This is a genomic window from Arthrobacter sp. UYCu723 (assembly GCF_054059215.1).
The window spans coordinates 2,549,070-2,563,350 of sequence record NZ_JBSSBW010000001.1; the positions used below are offsets into that span (position 1 = coordinate 2,549,070).

Sequence of the window (14,281 nt, forward strand, 5' to 3'; positions counted from 1 at the left end):
AGTTCACCGGGTCTTCATCTGGGAGACGTCTCTCGGCAGCCCGTGGCTGGCAGGGTGGCCGGGACCGCATCTCACTCCCATGGAAGGTCTCTCCATGTCTGTCACCTCCGGACGCAAGCCCACCCTGCTCCCCATGCTCGGCCTCACGAAAGGCAAACGCAGCGCTGTCACGTGCGCGCTGAAGTGCGACAACGCCTGCTCGGGCGAGGTCTGCAACACCAGTACCAACAGCTACTTCCGCGACATCGCCTCCGCCACCATGTCCCGGCGTGCCGCGCTGGGCTTCGGCGCCGCCGGCGCGCTCGCCGTCGCGTTCGGCGGTTCGCTGGGCTCCGCGGAGCCCGCGGTGGCCGACGGCGGTCCGGGCCTCGCGGCCGCCGCCAAGGACGGCTTCGGCAAGTCCGTTGCAGGCAAATCCAAGCTCAAGTTCACGGCCATCGCGCCGGTGGACGCCGCCGTCGACGCCTTCACCGTGCCGCAAGGCTTCGGCTGGCAGCCGGTCATCCGCTGGGGCGACCCGATCTTCCGCGACGCGCCGGACTTCGACCTCAACAACCAGACCGCCGCGGCGCAGGCACGGCAGTTCGGCTACAACAACGACTACACGGACATCCTCGAGGTTCCCGGCAGCAAGGGCCGCCGCGCGTTGCTGTTCGCCAACCACGAATACACCAACGAGGCCATCATGTTCCCTGCCTCGCTCCCCGCAGCCGAGGTCCGTGCCGTCGCCGCCGCCGCGCACGGACTGTCCGTCGTGGAGCTCGAGCGCCAGAACAGGAACAAGCCGTGGAGCTACGTCAAGGGAGCCCGGCTCAACCGCCGCTACCTCAACGACACCACCTACGAACTCACGGGCCCGGTTGCCGGCTCCGCCCTGGTCCGGACCGTCGCCGATCCCACCGGGCGCGCCATCCGCGGGACACTGGGTAACTGCTCCGGCGGCACCACGCCGTGGGGCACAGTCCTCTCCGGCGAGGAGAACTTCAACGGCTACTTTGTCTCACCGGGCACTTCCGCCGCGGACAAGCGCTACGGACTCACCAACAAGCCGACCGCACGCCAGTGGGATCTCGACGATCCGCGCTTCAACACCAACAACGCCGGCTACGAGAACGAGACCAACCGCTTCGGCTGGATCGTGGAAGTGGATCCCTTCGATCCCACGTCCACGCCGAAGAAGCACTCCGCCCTGGGCCGCTTCAAGCATGAAGGCGCCAACGTGATCGTGGCAGACTCGGGGCACGTGGTCGCGTACATGGGCGACGATGAGCGCTTCGACTACCTGTACAAGTTCGTCTCCAGGAACCAGTACCGTCCCGGTACAAACGCTGCCGACCGCGCCCACAATATGACCCTGCTGTCCGAGGGCAACCTGTATGTCGCCAGGTTCGAGGGCAGCTCCCCGGCGTTCCAGCTCGATGGCACAGGCAATGTCCCCGCCGACGGCGGCTTCGACGGCACCGGCCAGTGGCTGCCGCTGGTGGTGGACGGCAAGTCCGCGGTGCCCGGCATGTCGGTGGAGGAAGTGCTCGTCTACACGCGCCTGGCCGCGGACAAGGTGGGCCCCACCAAGATGGACCGCTGCGAGGACGTTGAGCCGAGCCTCCTGACCGGCAAGGTCTACGTCGCCTGCACCAACAACTCGGACCGCGGCAGTTTCGGCAAGGAAGGGGCCACCGAGGTCAACCCGCGCAACAACAACCGCGACGGCCACGTCGTCGAAATCATCGAGACCGGTGACCAGACGTCCACGGCCTTCACCTGGAACCTGCTGATGGTCTGCGGCGATCCGTCCCAGGGCGACGTCACGTACTTCTCCGGCTTCCCGGCGGACCAGGTCTCGCCCATCTCCTGCCCGGACAACCTCGCGTTCGACTCCGTCGGCAACCTCTGGATCTCCACGGACGGCGCCCCGTCAGGCATCGGCAAGGCGGACGGCCTGTTCAAGGTCACCCTCGATGGTGCCGAGCGCGGAAAGGTGGAACAGTTCCTCGCCGTCCCGCGCGACGGCGAGACCTGCGGGCCGATCATCCATGACGAGGAACGTACCGTGTTCGTCTCCGTGCAGCACCCGGGCGAGGACGGCTCGTTCGACGCGCAGCTGTCCTTCTTCCCGGACTACGTGGCGGCCGGCACGACGCCGAAGCCTGGCCAGGTCCGTGCCCCGCGCCCCTCCGTGGTCCAGGTGTTCCGCACCGGCGCCTGACCCTCCGGCGCTCCCTCGCCTCCTGCCAGCCCGACGGCGGGAGGTGGGGAGCGTCAGGGCACGGGCTGAACTGATAATTTGAACAGTGTGAATAATCCGGCCGAATTGGTTGTCCCCAGAGTCCAGGCAGCGATTGCCCGCGCGTTCGGCGAAGAGTACGGCGGAACGGATCCGGTGGTCCGGCCCTCGCAGTTTGCGGACATCCAGATCAACGCCGCCATGGCGCTGGCCAAGAAGGTCGGCATGCCGCCGCGGGACGCCGCAGCGAGGATCGTCGAGACCCTGGACCTGGACGGCATCTGCACCGCCGTCGAGATCTCCGGGCCGGGCTTCATCAACCTCACCTTCGACGGCACCTGGATCGAGGAGCTGCTTAACCACGAGGCGTCCACGGCCGCCGGTGCCGCCGCGTCTGCTGGCGTCGCGCCCGCGCCTGCCGTCGAACCCCGGCGCGTCGTCGTCGACTACTCCTCCCCCAACGTGGCGAAGGAGATGCACGTCGGGCACCTGCGCACCACCGTGGTGGGCGACAGCCTCGTCAAGGTGCTCGAGGCGCTGGGGGACACCGTCATCCGGCAGAACCACATCGGCGACTGGGGTACCCCGTTCGGCATGCTGATCGAGCACTGGCTCGAGATCGGGGAGGACTCGCCGGAGGCGGCGCTGCTGGTGGATGACCCCAGCGCCTTCTACCAGGCGGCCCGCGCCAAGTTCGACGCCTCCGCCACGGACGAGGACGGGTTCGCCACCAGGGCCAGGCTCCGCGTGGTCGCGCTGCAGAGCGGCGACCAGGAGACCTTCGCGGTCTGGCAGCGGCTCGTGGCCCAGTCGAAGCGCTACTTCAACGCGATCTACTCCAAGCTCGGCATCAGCCTCACGGACCACCACATCGCCGGCGAAAGCTCCTACGACGCGCATCTGGCACAGCTGTGCCAGGAACTTGAGGACCTCGGCATCGCCCGGGTCAGCGACGGCGCCCTCTGCACCTTCCCCGCCGGGTTCACCGGCCGGGACGGCCAGCCGCTGCCGCTCATCATCCGCAAGTCCGACGGCGGCTACGGTTACGGCACCACCGACCTCGCCACCATCCGCTACCGGGTCCGGGAGCTCGAGGCCGACCGTATCCTCTACGTCGTGGGCGCGCCGCAGAACGTCCACCTGCGCATGGTCATGGCCACGGCGCGCGATGCCGGCTGGCTGCCGGACACCGTCGAGGCGGTGCACGTGCAGATCGGCAACGTGCTGGGGGAGGACGGGAAGATCCTGAAGTCCCGCTCCGGTGCCCCGGTGAAGCTCATGGCCCTGCTGGAGGAGGCCGTGGACCGGGCCCGCGCCGTCATCGACGCCGGCCGGCCCGAGCTGACCGCAGCGGAGCGGGCCGTGACCGCGCGGCAGGTCGGGATCGGGGCCGTCAAGTACGCGGACCTATCCGTGGGGCACGACACCGAATACGTCTTTGACTTCGACCGCATGCTGGCCCTGAGCGGAAACACCGGACCCTATGTGCAGTATGCGGCCGCGAGGATCCGCTCGATCCTGCGCAAGGCCGGCGTGCTGGAACGCCATCTCGCCGCCGAAACCGACACTGTCGGTACCGACACCGTCAGTGCTGACACTGTTGGTGGCGTGCCGGCGGCGGCGATCGCCGTCGTCGAACCCGCCGAACGTGCGCTCGCGCTGCACCTCCTGGAGTATGGCGCCGCGCTGAGCAGGGTGGGTGAACTGCTCGAGCCGCACCGGCTGTGCACCTACCTGTTCGAGCTCGCGCAGCTCTTCACCGCCTTCTACGACCAGTGCCCCGTGCTGAAGGCCGAGGAATCGGTCCGGGAGTCCCGCCTTGCCCTCTGCGCCCTGGTGCTGCGCCGGCTCTCCGGCGGCCTGGAGCTGCTGGGCATCGAGACGCCGGAGAACATGTGAGTCCGGCCGATCCCGGGCCGCACGGAACGGACGAGCTGGGCGCACTGGACGCCGCGCGCATCGCCGTCGCGGCCTTGCTGACCGCCGGTGTGCGCTACGTGGCCGTGGCGCCCGGCTCGCGTTCCGCGCCGATGGCCTACGCCCTGGCCGAGGCCGATGCCGCCGGACGGGTGGAGCTGCTGGTCCGGATCGACGAACGCGACGCCGGGTTCACGGCCCTCGGCCTCGCCCTGGCAACAGGTGCGCCGGCTGCCGTGCTCACCACCTCCGGAACCGCCGTCGGGAATCTCCTGCCCGCCGTCATGGAGGCCAACCACGCCGCGGTGCCGCTCGTCGTCATTTCAGCCGACCGGCCCGAGGAACTCCGCGGCACCGGCGCCAACCAGACCACGGCGCAGCTGGACCTGTTCGGCGACCACGTGCGCTTCGCCGTCGACGTCCCCGCCGGCAGCGACCCGCAGCGGGCCGTGGAGACGGCTCTGAGTGCGGCCACCGGCGCCTTCGAGGACAGCCCGCCCGGGCCCGTGCAGCTCAACCTGGCGTTCCGCGACCCCCTGGTCCCGGCCCCGGGCGAGAGGCTCCCGCCCGAGTCCGGCCGCCGGGTGTACCGGACCGCCCGAGGCCCCCTGGCCCTGGACTTCCCGCCGGCGGACACCGGCCTGCCGGAACGGCGCACCGTGGTGCTGGCCGGGCACGACGCCGGTCCGGTCGCCGAGGCGTTTGCCCGCGCCCACCGACTGCCGCTGCTCGCCGAACCGTCCTCCAACGCCCGCTTCGGGCCGAACGCAGTGGGCCCCTACCGGCTGCTGCTGGAGCACTTCGGACCGGAGTCCGCGCAGCCGATCGAACGCGTCGTGCTGTTTGGCCGGCCCACGCTCTCCCGGCCCGTCAGTGCCCTGCTGGCCCGTTCCGACGTCCCCTCGGCCCTGTACCAGCCGGTTCCCGTGGCCTGGTACCAGCCCGGCCGCCGCACCGAACTGCCGCTGGAGACCCTGGCGGACCTGGCTGACTTCGCCGGGCGCGGCTCCGCGGCCTGGCTGGATGCCTGGCTGCTGGCCGGGGCCGCCGCTCAGCACGCCGTCGATTCCGTGCTGGCCGGAACCGCCGCTGCCACCGGGCCGTCCGTGGGCGCCCTGGTCTGGGAACACTCGCGCGGTCAGCTGGTCCTCGGCTCCTCCAACGGCATCCGCGACGTCGACCTCGCCGGCGGGCCCGCACCGGAGCCACAGGCCACCGTGTTTGCGAACCGCGGCCTGTCCGGTATTGACGGCACCCTGGCCACCGCCACCGGCATAGCCCTCGGCGGCCGGCAGGAAACCACCGTGCTGATGGGCGACGTCACCTTCCTGCACGACGCCGGCGGGCTCCTGCTCGGCGCCGGGGAAGCCGAGCCAGGCCTCCGGATCGTGGTGCTCAACGACGCCGGCGGCGCCATCTTCGGGCTCCTGGAGCACGGCGCCGTCGACTCCTCGGGCCGCTACGGGAACGCCGTCGAACGCCTCTTCGGCACCCCGCACAGCGTGGACATCGGCGCCCTCGCCGCGGCGTACGGCGTCGCCCACCGCCACGTCAGCACGACGGCGGAGCTCGCCACGGCGCTGGCGGAGCCGTGGGCGGGCCGCCGCATCATCGAGGTGCACACGGACCGGCACGGACTCCGGGAGCTGCACGGCCGCATCAGGGCAGCCGTGGGCGCGGCCGTGGCCGGGTTGCCGGTAGCGGATTAGCCCCTGCTTCGATGCGCACGTTCGGAATACCCGCCGCGTAAGGAAATCTGCGCGTCGCAGAACGAAATGCGCATCGTCAGAGTTCTCCACATCACCGCGCCAAGGGATGGCGCCGGCGTTCAGTGGCTGGGATCTTCGTTCCATGAACGAGTTACCCCGGCTGATCCTGACCCGTGACCACGTGCAACAGGGAGTCACGCCCAAGGAGCTCGCCACCCGCTGCAAGTCTGGCGCGCTGGTCCGCGTGCGTCAGGGGAACTACGTTGACGGGAAAGCGTGGAGGGCGCTGAGGTTTTGGGAGCAGTACCGTCTGCGGGTCAGCGCCGCGGCCGAGGCATTTCTCTGCCCCGACGATTTTCGCGAGGCACCCCGCCGCACCGAATCCATTGAACGAGTCGGCCGGTTTGTAGCGGAAACGGTCGATTTGTCGACCCCTTCGGAGTTCACCGTGCGCATTGAACGGCCCGTTTGGCCCGGGTACGGCGGCGAGAGTTTGGTTGTAAGTGAACGAACCGACCCAATCCCTCGTCGTTATGGCTGGAGCCGGTCTTTGGCGCCGCAATATTCACTTCTCCATCTGTAAGCCGAGCCGAGGAAGAATCATGATGAAAATCAGTAACCGTCGAATTGCCGCTGTTGTTGGCTCTGTGGGGGTGTTGGGCGCGATTGTGGCCGGCGCTGCAAGTGCGAGTCCGACGCCGGAGAAGTCTGTCCCTGCCGCATCGGAAAAGCATCCAGTGGAGATCGAGGTGTTTGCCCCTGGAAAGGGCGATAACGCCGGGATCGCTGGTGCTGGCTGGTTCGTCGATCTGAGTGTGCGGTACGACGGCGGCCTGGCCGCAGCAGGCTTCACCGGTCTGCAGCTCACCGGGCCCGCCGCGCATGCGAACACGGCGCCCTTTCCCGGGTCGTTCTCCACCGGTCAGGATGATCGTCTGCCGGGCCTCGTTGTCCTCGCCTCCACCACCAATAGCACCATCAAGGGCTTCTCCGGTCCCGGCACGAATCTGGCCAACCTTTTCAATCTCACCGGCGTGACCGACCGTTCGAAAAAGGGCGCTGAAATTTGGGATTCCTGGATCGTCGGCGCCCCGATTGCCGGTCAGGACGTGGACAGCATCCTGACCGTCGCTGTGATCGCCGACCTCAACCACGACGGGATCTACAACGATGCCCCGAGCGTCGTGCCGGACGCCAACGTCGATGGCACGATTGATGCACGAGATCTCGAAGCCATCGGAGTCGCGTCCAAGATCACAACCATCCCGTTCCACATTTCAGGCGACCCCAAGTAGCGCGACGCTGTTGTTGGCCACCGCGAACACGCTGCACGGGTCTGCAACCGCGGCGTGATTTCGGCCGGCAGAAGAGCCGAAGGCACCACCGGGCCGGGTCGGCGGTCAGGACAGGCCTTACATGGCGTCAGCGCCGCTGGGCTTCTTGCCTTTCGGCGCGCGCCCGCTCCCGGAACGGGTCTGGCGGCAATGGCCGCCAGGTCCCGGGCCGGGCCCGGTGGAGGTCTGCTGCCGGTCTGCGACGGGCCTGTGGACCACGGTTAACCGATGGTGGCCCGAGATCGAGACATTGATCAAAACGCGGGTAACCACGGCCAAGGTTGAGGCATCGAACACGATGGTCAAAACATCAAGCGCATTGGCCGCGGGTTCCGGAACGCGAAGAACTATCAAGCACCTATCCTGTTAGTCAGTGCCTCCCGGACGGTGGCAGGAATATTCTTCCCAGCGGGGTTTTCACCACGAACCGTGAAGAGCCACGCTGCTGGCGCGATTGTTTGGTTCTTTAGCCGGGAGTTGCCATGAATGCGTTCTCTCCGGAATCGGTCAGTCACGTCAGCCGAATTATCCTACGTGCCTCACGCGACGCGTCGGTCCTGATCTCAAAAATAGACCTACAGAGGAGCCGCACTTTATGAACAAGCGAATCAGTACAACCATGGCGACGATATCCCTGATCGCGCTGGCCTTTACCGGCTGCGACGCCTCAACAGATACCGCCAGCGGCGCAAAATCCCCGTCCACCGGTGCCACGGGCAGTTCGGCCCAGGCGGCTCCCGAAGACAGTAGAGCCGGATTTGACGCCGATATTACCAATAACTCCCTTGCGGTGAGCCCGGATGAGAAAACCGCGGTAGTCTCGGACAGCCGCGAAAAGTCACTCCTGATCTATGACCTGGCCGAAGGTGGGCTGCGCAAGAAGATCGGTGGCTTTGGCACGCCGCGGAACATTGTGTTTATTAATGACGGCTCGCAATTTGTCGTCTCTGACAGCAGCCTCGGCACCCTCCGTTTTTACAGCACGGAGGACTATACGCTGCAGGATGAAGTCGTGGTTGGACCGGGAGCATTCGGAACCGCGGTAAGTCCGGATGGAAAGACCATATATGTGAATAACCAGGCACATAGTTCCGTCACGGTCGTCGATCTTGAGTCACGGAAACCGACCGACGTTATCACCGGTTTTTCCCAGCCAAGGCAAGGCATTAAGGTATCTCCGGACGGAAAGCATGTCTTTGTGACGAACTTCGAGGGCGATAAGGTCACCGTTGTCGACGCCGTCAGCAGGAAGATTATCCGCGAACTGACCGGATTCTCCAAGATTCGGGGAATCTCCGTGGCCGCTGACGGGAACACACTGTATGCCGCAAACAGCGGGCGCAACAGTATCTCCGTGGTCGACTTACGGACGGGAGATATGGCGAACGAAATCGTAGTCGGTCGCGAACCGTACGGTGCCGCCCTATCACCGGACGGCAAACTTCTTATTGCCAGCAATAAGGCCGACAACACCATTGACGTAATCGACGTCAACGAAAACACGGTCGTGAAGACACTCGAGGGCTTCAAAGAACCCCGCCAGGCAATTGTCTTCAGCCATGTCCAAAATCGGGCGTATGTGTTGAACCGGGACCTTTCTGTTGCCCGGGTGAATGTCGAAGACCTTTCCTTAACAGACACGGTCCGGGAATAAACCGGAGAAGGCCGGCCGCTCATATCAAGGCCGGGCCATCAAACTCTTGTAGGGGCAAGAATCCAGTCCGACCATAGAAGGCCCAGGTCTCAGCCATATCAGCTGCAGCGACCTGGGCGGAAAAGAAGTCTCTGGCCGGCTGCAGATCACCGATTCGACCGTTTTGAGCATCAGGAAGCTGACCGCGCCCGGTGTGCCCCGCCGTCGAACCCGCTCCGCAGGCTAACCATGACGCTCAACCCGCCCCACGACGCGCAAATGCCCTGCCGCTAGCGGAATTCCCGGCAGCGACAGGGCATTTGCGCATCGTCAGGCGCGAGGCGTAGACCGGGCTAGAGCACCCGGCTGAGGAACTCCTTGGTGCGGTCGTGCTGCGGGTTGGCGAGGACCTCACGGGGGTCGCCGGACTCCACCACCACGCCGCCGTCCATGAACGTCAGCCGGTCGCCCACTTCCCGGGCAAAGCCGATCTCATGGGTCACCACGATCATGGTCATGCCGGACTTGGCGAGGTCCTTCATGACGTTCAGGACGTCGCCCACCAGCTCGGGGTCAAGGGCGGACGTGGGCTCATCGAAGAGCATGAGCTCCGGCTCCATGGCCAGGGCCCGGGCGATCGCCACCCGTTGCTGCTGGCCACCGGAAAGCTGCGAAGGGTAGTGGTCGGCACGGTCCGCCAGTCCCACGCGGTCCAGGAGCTCAAGTGCTTTCTTCCTGGCTGCGGCCCGGGACTGGCCCTTGACCTGAACGGGCGCCTCCATGATGTTGTACAAGGCTGTCTTGTGCGGGAACAAGTTGAACCGCTGGAACACCATGCCGATTTCGCGGCGCTGGGCGGCGATCTCCGTAACTTTGAGGTCATGGAGCCTGCCGTTGACCTCGCGGTAGCCGATCAGCTGACCGCCCACGGAAATGCGTCCGGCGCTGATGGTCTCCAGCAGGTTCACGCAGCGCAGCATGGTGGACTTGCCCGAACCGGACGGCCCGATCACAACGGACACCTCGCCCTGGTTGACGGTCAGGTCGATGCCGCGCAGCACGTGGTGCTGGCCGTAGTACTTGTGAAGGCCCTCGATCCGCACCAGCGGCTTCTCAGCGGTGATCGTCATTTTGCCTCCTCCTCGGGAAAGTCCATCTTCAGGGCCGGCTCCGCCTCGGCGCTCGTCGCCACGGCGGCGGCGGCCTTGGCGGCCGCCGGGTTCATGGCGGCGGGAACCAGATTGTCCACGCCCTTGCCGTAGTAGGCCTCGATGAAGTGCTGGCCCACCATCAGCAGGCTGGTGATGACGAGGTACCAGATGGCTGCCACGATCAGCAGCGGTACGGGCAGGTACGTCCGGTTGGCCAGGGTGTTGGTGGCGAAGGTCAGGTCCAGGGTAAACGGCACTGCAAGGACCAGCGACGTGGTCTTCAGCATGCCGATGGTTTCGTTGCCGGTGGGCGGCACGATCACGCGCATGGCCTGCGGCAGGATGATCCGCCACATGATCTTGGTCTTGCCCATGCCTAGGGCCTCGGCGGCTTCCATCTGCCCCCGGTCCACGGACTTCAGGCCGGCCCGGAAGATTTCCGCCAGATAGGCGGACTCGTTCAGGCCAAGGCCCAGGATCGCCGCAGCCAGGGCAGTGACGACGGCGCTGGTGTCCAGGCTGAAGAACTCCGGGCCGAACGGGACTCCCGCGCTGATCTTGGGGTACAGGACGGAAATCAGTCCCCAGAAGATCAACTGGGTGTACACGGGAGTGCCGCGGAAGAACCATACCCAGACCCAGCTGGACCAGCGGAACACCGGGTTTTCCGACTGGCGCATGAACGCCAGGAGGATGGCAAGGACAATCGCCAGGACCATGGAGGCAACAGTCAGCAGCAGGGTCCAGCCGACACCCTGGACCACCTTGGTGTCCAGGATGTAGGTCCCCACGATGTCCCAGCGGAAGTTGGGGTTGGTGACGAGGCTCTGCAGGAACAGGGCCAGCACGCCGAGAATGACGAGGGCGCTGATCCAGCGGCCTGGATGCCGCACCGGCACTGCCTTATTCAGCACCGGTGCTGCGTGGTTTTCCTGATGGCGGTCCATCTGCGCACCTGATTTGTGGTCGGCTGCGGGAAGACTCAAGATCCGGCCGCCGGGTTGACCTCGGACTTGGTGATGGCGCCTTCGGCGTTGCCCCAGCCCTGCAGGATCTTCTTATACGAACCGTTTTCGATGAGCTTCGTGACAGTCTTCTGGATGACGTCGGCCAGTGCGGTGTCGGACTTGGCCACGGCGATGCCCTGCGGGGCGGAGTCGTAGACGTCGCCGAGCTTTTCGAGCTGGCCGCCGGTCTGGGTCAGGGCGTAGCCGATGATGGGCGAGTCCGCTGCCATGGCGTCGATGCTGCCGTTGACCAGCCGGGTGGTGACGTCCGTCTGCGTCTTGAGCGTGATGATGTTGATTGGCTGCTTGCCGTCCGCGGCGCACTTCTTGTTGCGTCCCGCCAGGTCCGGATCTTCCTGGACGGTGCCGGTCTGGACGCCGATGGACTTGCCGCAGACGTCATCCAGGGAGAACTTCTTCGGGTTGCCCTTCTGCACGGCCCAGACTGTGCCTGCATTGAAGTAGCTGACCATGTTCACGGCGCCGAGTCGCTCGGGGTTGATCGTGAAGGAGGAGATGCCGAGGTCGTACTTCGGTCCCAGAGCGGGCAGGATGCCGGTGAATTCGGCCGTCTGCACCTGGACCTTCAAGCCCAGGGTGGCGCCGATCGCCTTGGCGATGTCGACGTCGTAACCCACGGGGGTCTGGCCGTCGGGGGCGAGGAATTCTGCCGGCGCGTAGCTGGTGTCCGATCCCACGGTCAGCGTGCCCTTGGACTTGATGGCCGCGGGAACCAGGGCCGCCAGGGCATCGTCCTTCTGGACTGTGGAGGGGTCAAAGCTGGCATTGGCGCTGCCGGACGGCGAGGCCGCGCCGGACGGGCCGGTCTCGGAGGCGTTGGTGCAGGCCGAGAGTGCCAGTGCCCCGATGGCGAGAACGGTTGCGGTCTTGAGCCTGGAGTTGCTCAGCAGCGAGCGGGAAATCTGCATTTTCTTACCTTTTGTTGCAGGAGGGATGCGTAACTAAGTCGGTTTATAGTGTATCGCCGAACAAGAGATGTACGTCACAGAAAACTAAGTTTCACTATTGGATAACAAATGGGGGGTCAAATGCAAGGGTTCTTCGCCCGGGAGTGTCTCTAATCCCGGATGTCAGCTGCTGATGCCGAGGGATTCCAGCATCGGCCGGAACTTCGCCCAGGTCTCCGCGAGCTCGGCTTCGGGCAGCGAGCCCTCCACGATGCCGCAGCCGGCGTACAGCCGGGCGGTCTCCGGCGATTCGATGACCGCACCGCGCAGCGCGATGCCCCATTCGCCGTTGCCGGCCGCGTCGAGCCAGCCGACCGGGCCGGCATAGGGGCCGCGGTCCAGGTGCTCGAGTTTGCGGATGAGGGCGCCGGCCACCGTGGTGGGGGTGCCGCAGACGGCCGCGGTGGGGTGGAGCGCGTTGATCAGGGCGAGGCAGGTGGGCACGTGGCCTTCGACCTCGGTCAGCTCGGCCTTCACGTCCGAGGCCAGGTGCCACACGTTCGGAAGCTCCAGGATGAAGGGCTCGCTGTGCGCGTTCATCGCCTCGGAGAAGGGGGCCAGCTGGGTGGTGAGCGACTGGATGGCGATGTCGTGCTCGTGCCGCTGCTTTTCGGATCCGGCCAGCACGCGCTCCGCGAACTCCAGGGGTGAGCCGGCCATCCCCTCGGCATCGCGGCGGTCCAGGGTCCCGGCCAGGACGCGGGCCTGCGCCGTGCGGCCTTCCACCTGGATCAGCATCTCGGGGGTGGAACCGACCAGGCCGTCCACCCCGTAGGTCCAGCATTCGCGGTAGCGGACGGCGAGCTCCCGGAGCACCTCAGCCGCGTTGACACCGTCCGGCACGGTGGCCACGATGTCCCGCGCAAGCACCAGCTTTTGCAGCTTTCCGGCCCGGATCTCTTCGACGCCGGCCGCCACGGCGGCCATCCAGTCCGCTTCACTGAGGGAGCCTGTTTGAAGCGTCGCTTTGGCTGCCGGCGCCAGTGAATGCCCGACGGCGGTGCCCGCCTCAGCGGGCACGCCGGGTGCGTGGGCATCACCGGAGGGTGCGTCTTGCCAGCGTGCCAGGGCGGCGAGGGCGCCCGCTTCGGTGAGGTCGCCGTCGTCGAACGTCAATTGGGTGAGCCAGGCGCGGCCGTCACGGAGCCCCACCACGATTTCGGGGACGATCAGCCGCGACTCGTGTGCGGAAACCTTGGAAAAGGCGAAGGAGCCGAAGGCCACGGGTCCGGTGCCGGGGCGTTCCACGGAGTCCGTGATGTCCGCTTCCAGGACCAGGTGGCGCCACCAGATGTCCGCCTCGAGGAAGCGCTCGGGGCCGGTGGCGGTGAACCGTGCTATCTCGCCGAAGCCCACCAGGCCGGCTTCGCGCCGGGTCCAGCAGAGGACGTCGTCTCTGACCAGAAACGACGGCAGCCCCCCGGGAGTTGATTCTCCATTCAGAGGGACTGTCAAGGTGCGGAACGTGCTGGTCATGATTGGACAACCATACTCCGGAGTGAGGACACTTCCGTTCCGGCTGCCTAGGGCCGGGCCGCAGCACCTATGCCCGGGCTGGCCTTCGCGTCCGCCGTTCCGGCTGCGCCGGTGCGGCGAAGAGCTCCGGACGGGACTCGCGGATGCTGTTGACGTCCTCCAGAATAAAACGCAGATGGCGGCGCAGGCGGTCCTCAGCAGCACCGAGGTCCCCTGCAACCAGGGCGTCCAGCACCTCGCGGTGGTCTCCAGCGTAAGCCGGGATTCCGCGGAATCCGCTCAGGCCAAGGTAGCGTGCCCGGTCCAGATGCCCTTTCGCGTTTGCCACGGTTGCCCAGGCCGTCTCGTGTCCGGCGATGGCCAGCAGCGACCGGTGGAACTCTTCATCCAGAGGGTAGAACTCATCCCGGGAAGTGCAGCGGTCCTGCCGGTCCAGGAGCTCCCGCAGTGCGTCGACGTGATCTGGCGTAAGGTTCTGAGCGCATTCCTTCAGGGACGCAACCTCGACGGCTTCACGGATAAATTGCGCCTGAGCCACGATCTGAGGATCTATATAGGTCACGTATGTGCCGCTTTGCGGGCGGATCTCTACCAGCCCTTCCTGCGCGATCAGCAACAGGGCCTCGCGGATAGGCTGCCTGCTGGTGCCCAGGATGAGGGCGAGTTCGTTTTCCGAGAGGAGCGCCCCGGGTGCGTCAAGTCCCGTAATGATCCGGTCCCGGATCTGCGCGTACGCCATCATCCGGGCGGACGTGCGGGGCAGGGCAGGGGTGGCGGGCATGCCTCAACCCTAGTGGGCGCGTCATAGAAATTCAATCCGGGAAAAACTGTTGACTAACTTGTATGGCAGTGCTTGAATGGC

11 protein-coding genes are annotated in these 14,281 nt (G+C 66.1%); 6 read left to right on the plus strand and 5 right to left on the minus strand.

What is annotated here, in order from left to right; genetic code table 11:
* Positions 1–94: 94 nt before the first annotated feature.
* From ACVWZ8_RS11980 to ACVWZ8_RS12005, 6 genes are all read left to right on the plus strand, one after another.
* Positions 95–2,206 (plus strand): PhoX family protein, encoded by a 2,112-nt coding sequence (locus ACVWZ8_RS11980; RefSeq protein WP_456504776.1) that lies wholly within the window; start codon positions 95–97, stop codon positions 2,204–2,206.
* 87 nt (positions 2,207–2,293) lie between these two features.
* Positions 2,294–4,123 carry an arginine--tRNA ligase gene (gene argS, locus ACVWZ8_RS11985; protein WP_456504777.1) on the plus strand — a complete coding sequence of 610 codons (1,830 nt, stop codon included), beginning with the start codon at positions 2,294–2,296 and terminating at the stop codon, positions 4,121–4,123.
* Positions 4,120–5,850 (plus strand): 2-succinyl-5-enolpyruvyl-6-hydroxy-3-cyclohexene-1-carboxylic-acid synthase, encoded by a 1,731-nt coding sequence (menD, locus tag ACVWZ8_RS11990; protein WP_456504778.1) that lies wholly within the window; start codon positions 4,120–4,122, stop codon positions 5,848–5,850. Before argS ends, menD begins: the two co-directional genes overlap by 4 nt.
* A gap of 142 nt (positions 5,851–5,992) precedes the next feature.
* Positions 5,993–6,433, plus strand: coding sequence for a hypothetical protein (locus ACVWZ8_RS11995; protein ID WP_456504779.1), 441 nt, complete (start codon positions 5,993–5,995; stop codon positions 6,431–6,433).
* Positions 6,434–6,452: 19 nt separating this feature from the next.
* On the plus strand, positions 6,453–7,145 hold the full coding sequence (locus tag ACVWZ8_RS12000) for a hypothetical protein (RefSeq protein ID WP_426979145.1): 693 nt from the start codon (positions 6,453–6,455) through the stop codon (positions 7,143–7,145).
* A gap of 634 nt (positions 7,146–7,779) precedes the next feature.
* Positions 7,780–8,838 carry a beta-propeller fold lactonase family protein gene (locus tag ACVWZ8_RS12005; RefSeq protein ID WP_456504780.1) on the plus strand — a complete coding sequence of 353 codons (1,059 nt, stop codon included), beginning with the start codon at positions 7,780–7,782 and terminating at the stop codon, positions 8,836–8,838.
* A gap of 332 nt (positions 8,839–9,170) precedes the next feature.
* On the opposite strand, the gene ACVWZ8_RS12010 is transcribed toward ACVWZ8_RS12005, so the two are convergent.
* The 5 genes from ACVWZ8_RS12010 to ACVWZ8_RS12030 form a co-directional block, all read right to left on the minus strand.
* Entirely contained in the window at positions 9,171–9,947 is a 777-nt protein-coding gene (locus ACVWZ8_RS12010; protein WP_426979143.1) for an amino acid ABC transporter ATP-binding protein, read from the minus strand.
* Positions 9,944–10,915: an amino acid ABC transporter permease gene (locus ACVWZ8_RS12015; protein ID WP_426979142.1), complete on the minus strand. Its 972-nt coding sequence runs from the start codon at positions 10,913–10,915 to the stop codon at positions 9,944–9,946. The genes ACVWZ8_RS12010 and ACVWZ8_RS12015 overlap by 4 nt, the downstream gene beginning before the upstream one ends.
* A gap of 35 nt (positions 10,916–10,950) precedes the next feature.
* Complete coding sequence (locus tag ACVWZ8_RS12020; protein ID WP_426979141.1) at positions 10,951–11,904, minus strand: ABC transporter substrate-binding protein; 954 nt, start codon at positions 11,902–11,904, stop codon at positions 10,951–10,953.
* A 162-nt stretch (positions 11,905–12,066) separates the two neighbouring features.
* Complete coding sequence (locus ACVWZ8_RS12025) at positions 12,067–13,419, minus strand: isochorismate synthase (protein WP_426979140.1); 1,353 nt, start codon at positions 13,417–13,419, stop codon at positions 12,067–12,069.
* A gap of 67 nt (positions 13,420–13,486) precedes the next feature.
* The gene (locus tag ACVWZ8_RS12030; RefSeq protein ID WP_456504781.1) at positions 13,487–14,200 is read right to left on the minus strand and encodes a GntR family transcriptional regulator; all 714 of its coding nucleotides are present in this window, start codon (positions 14,198–14,200) and stop codon (positions 13,487–13,489) included.
* Positions 14,201–14,281: the final 81 nt, after the last annotated feature.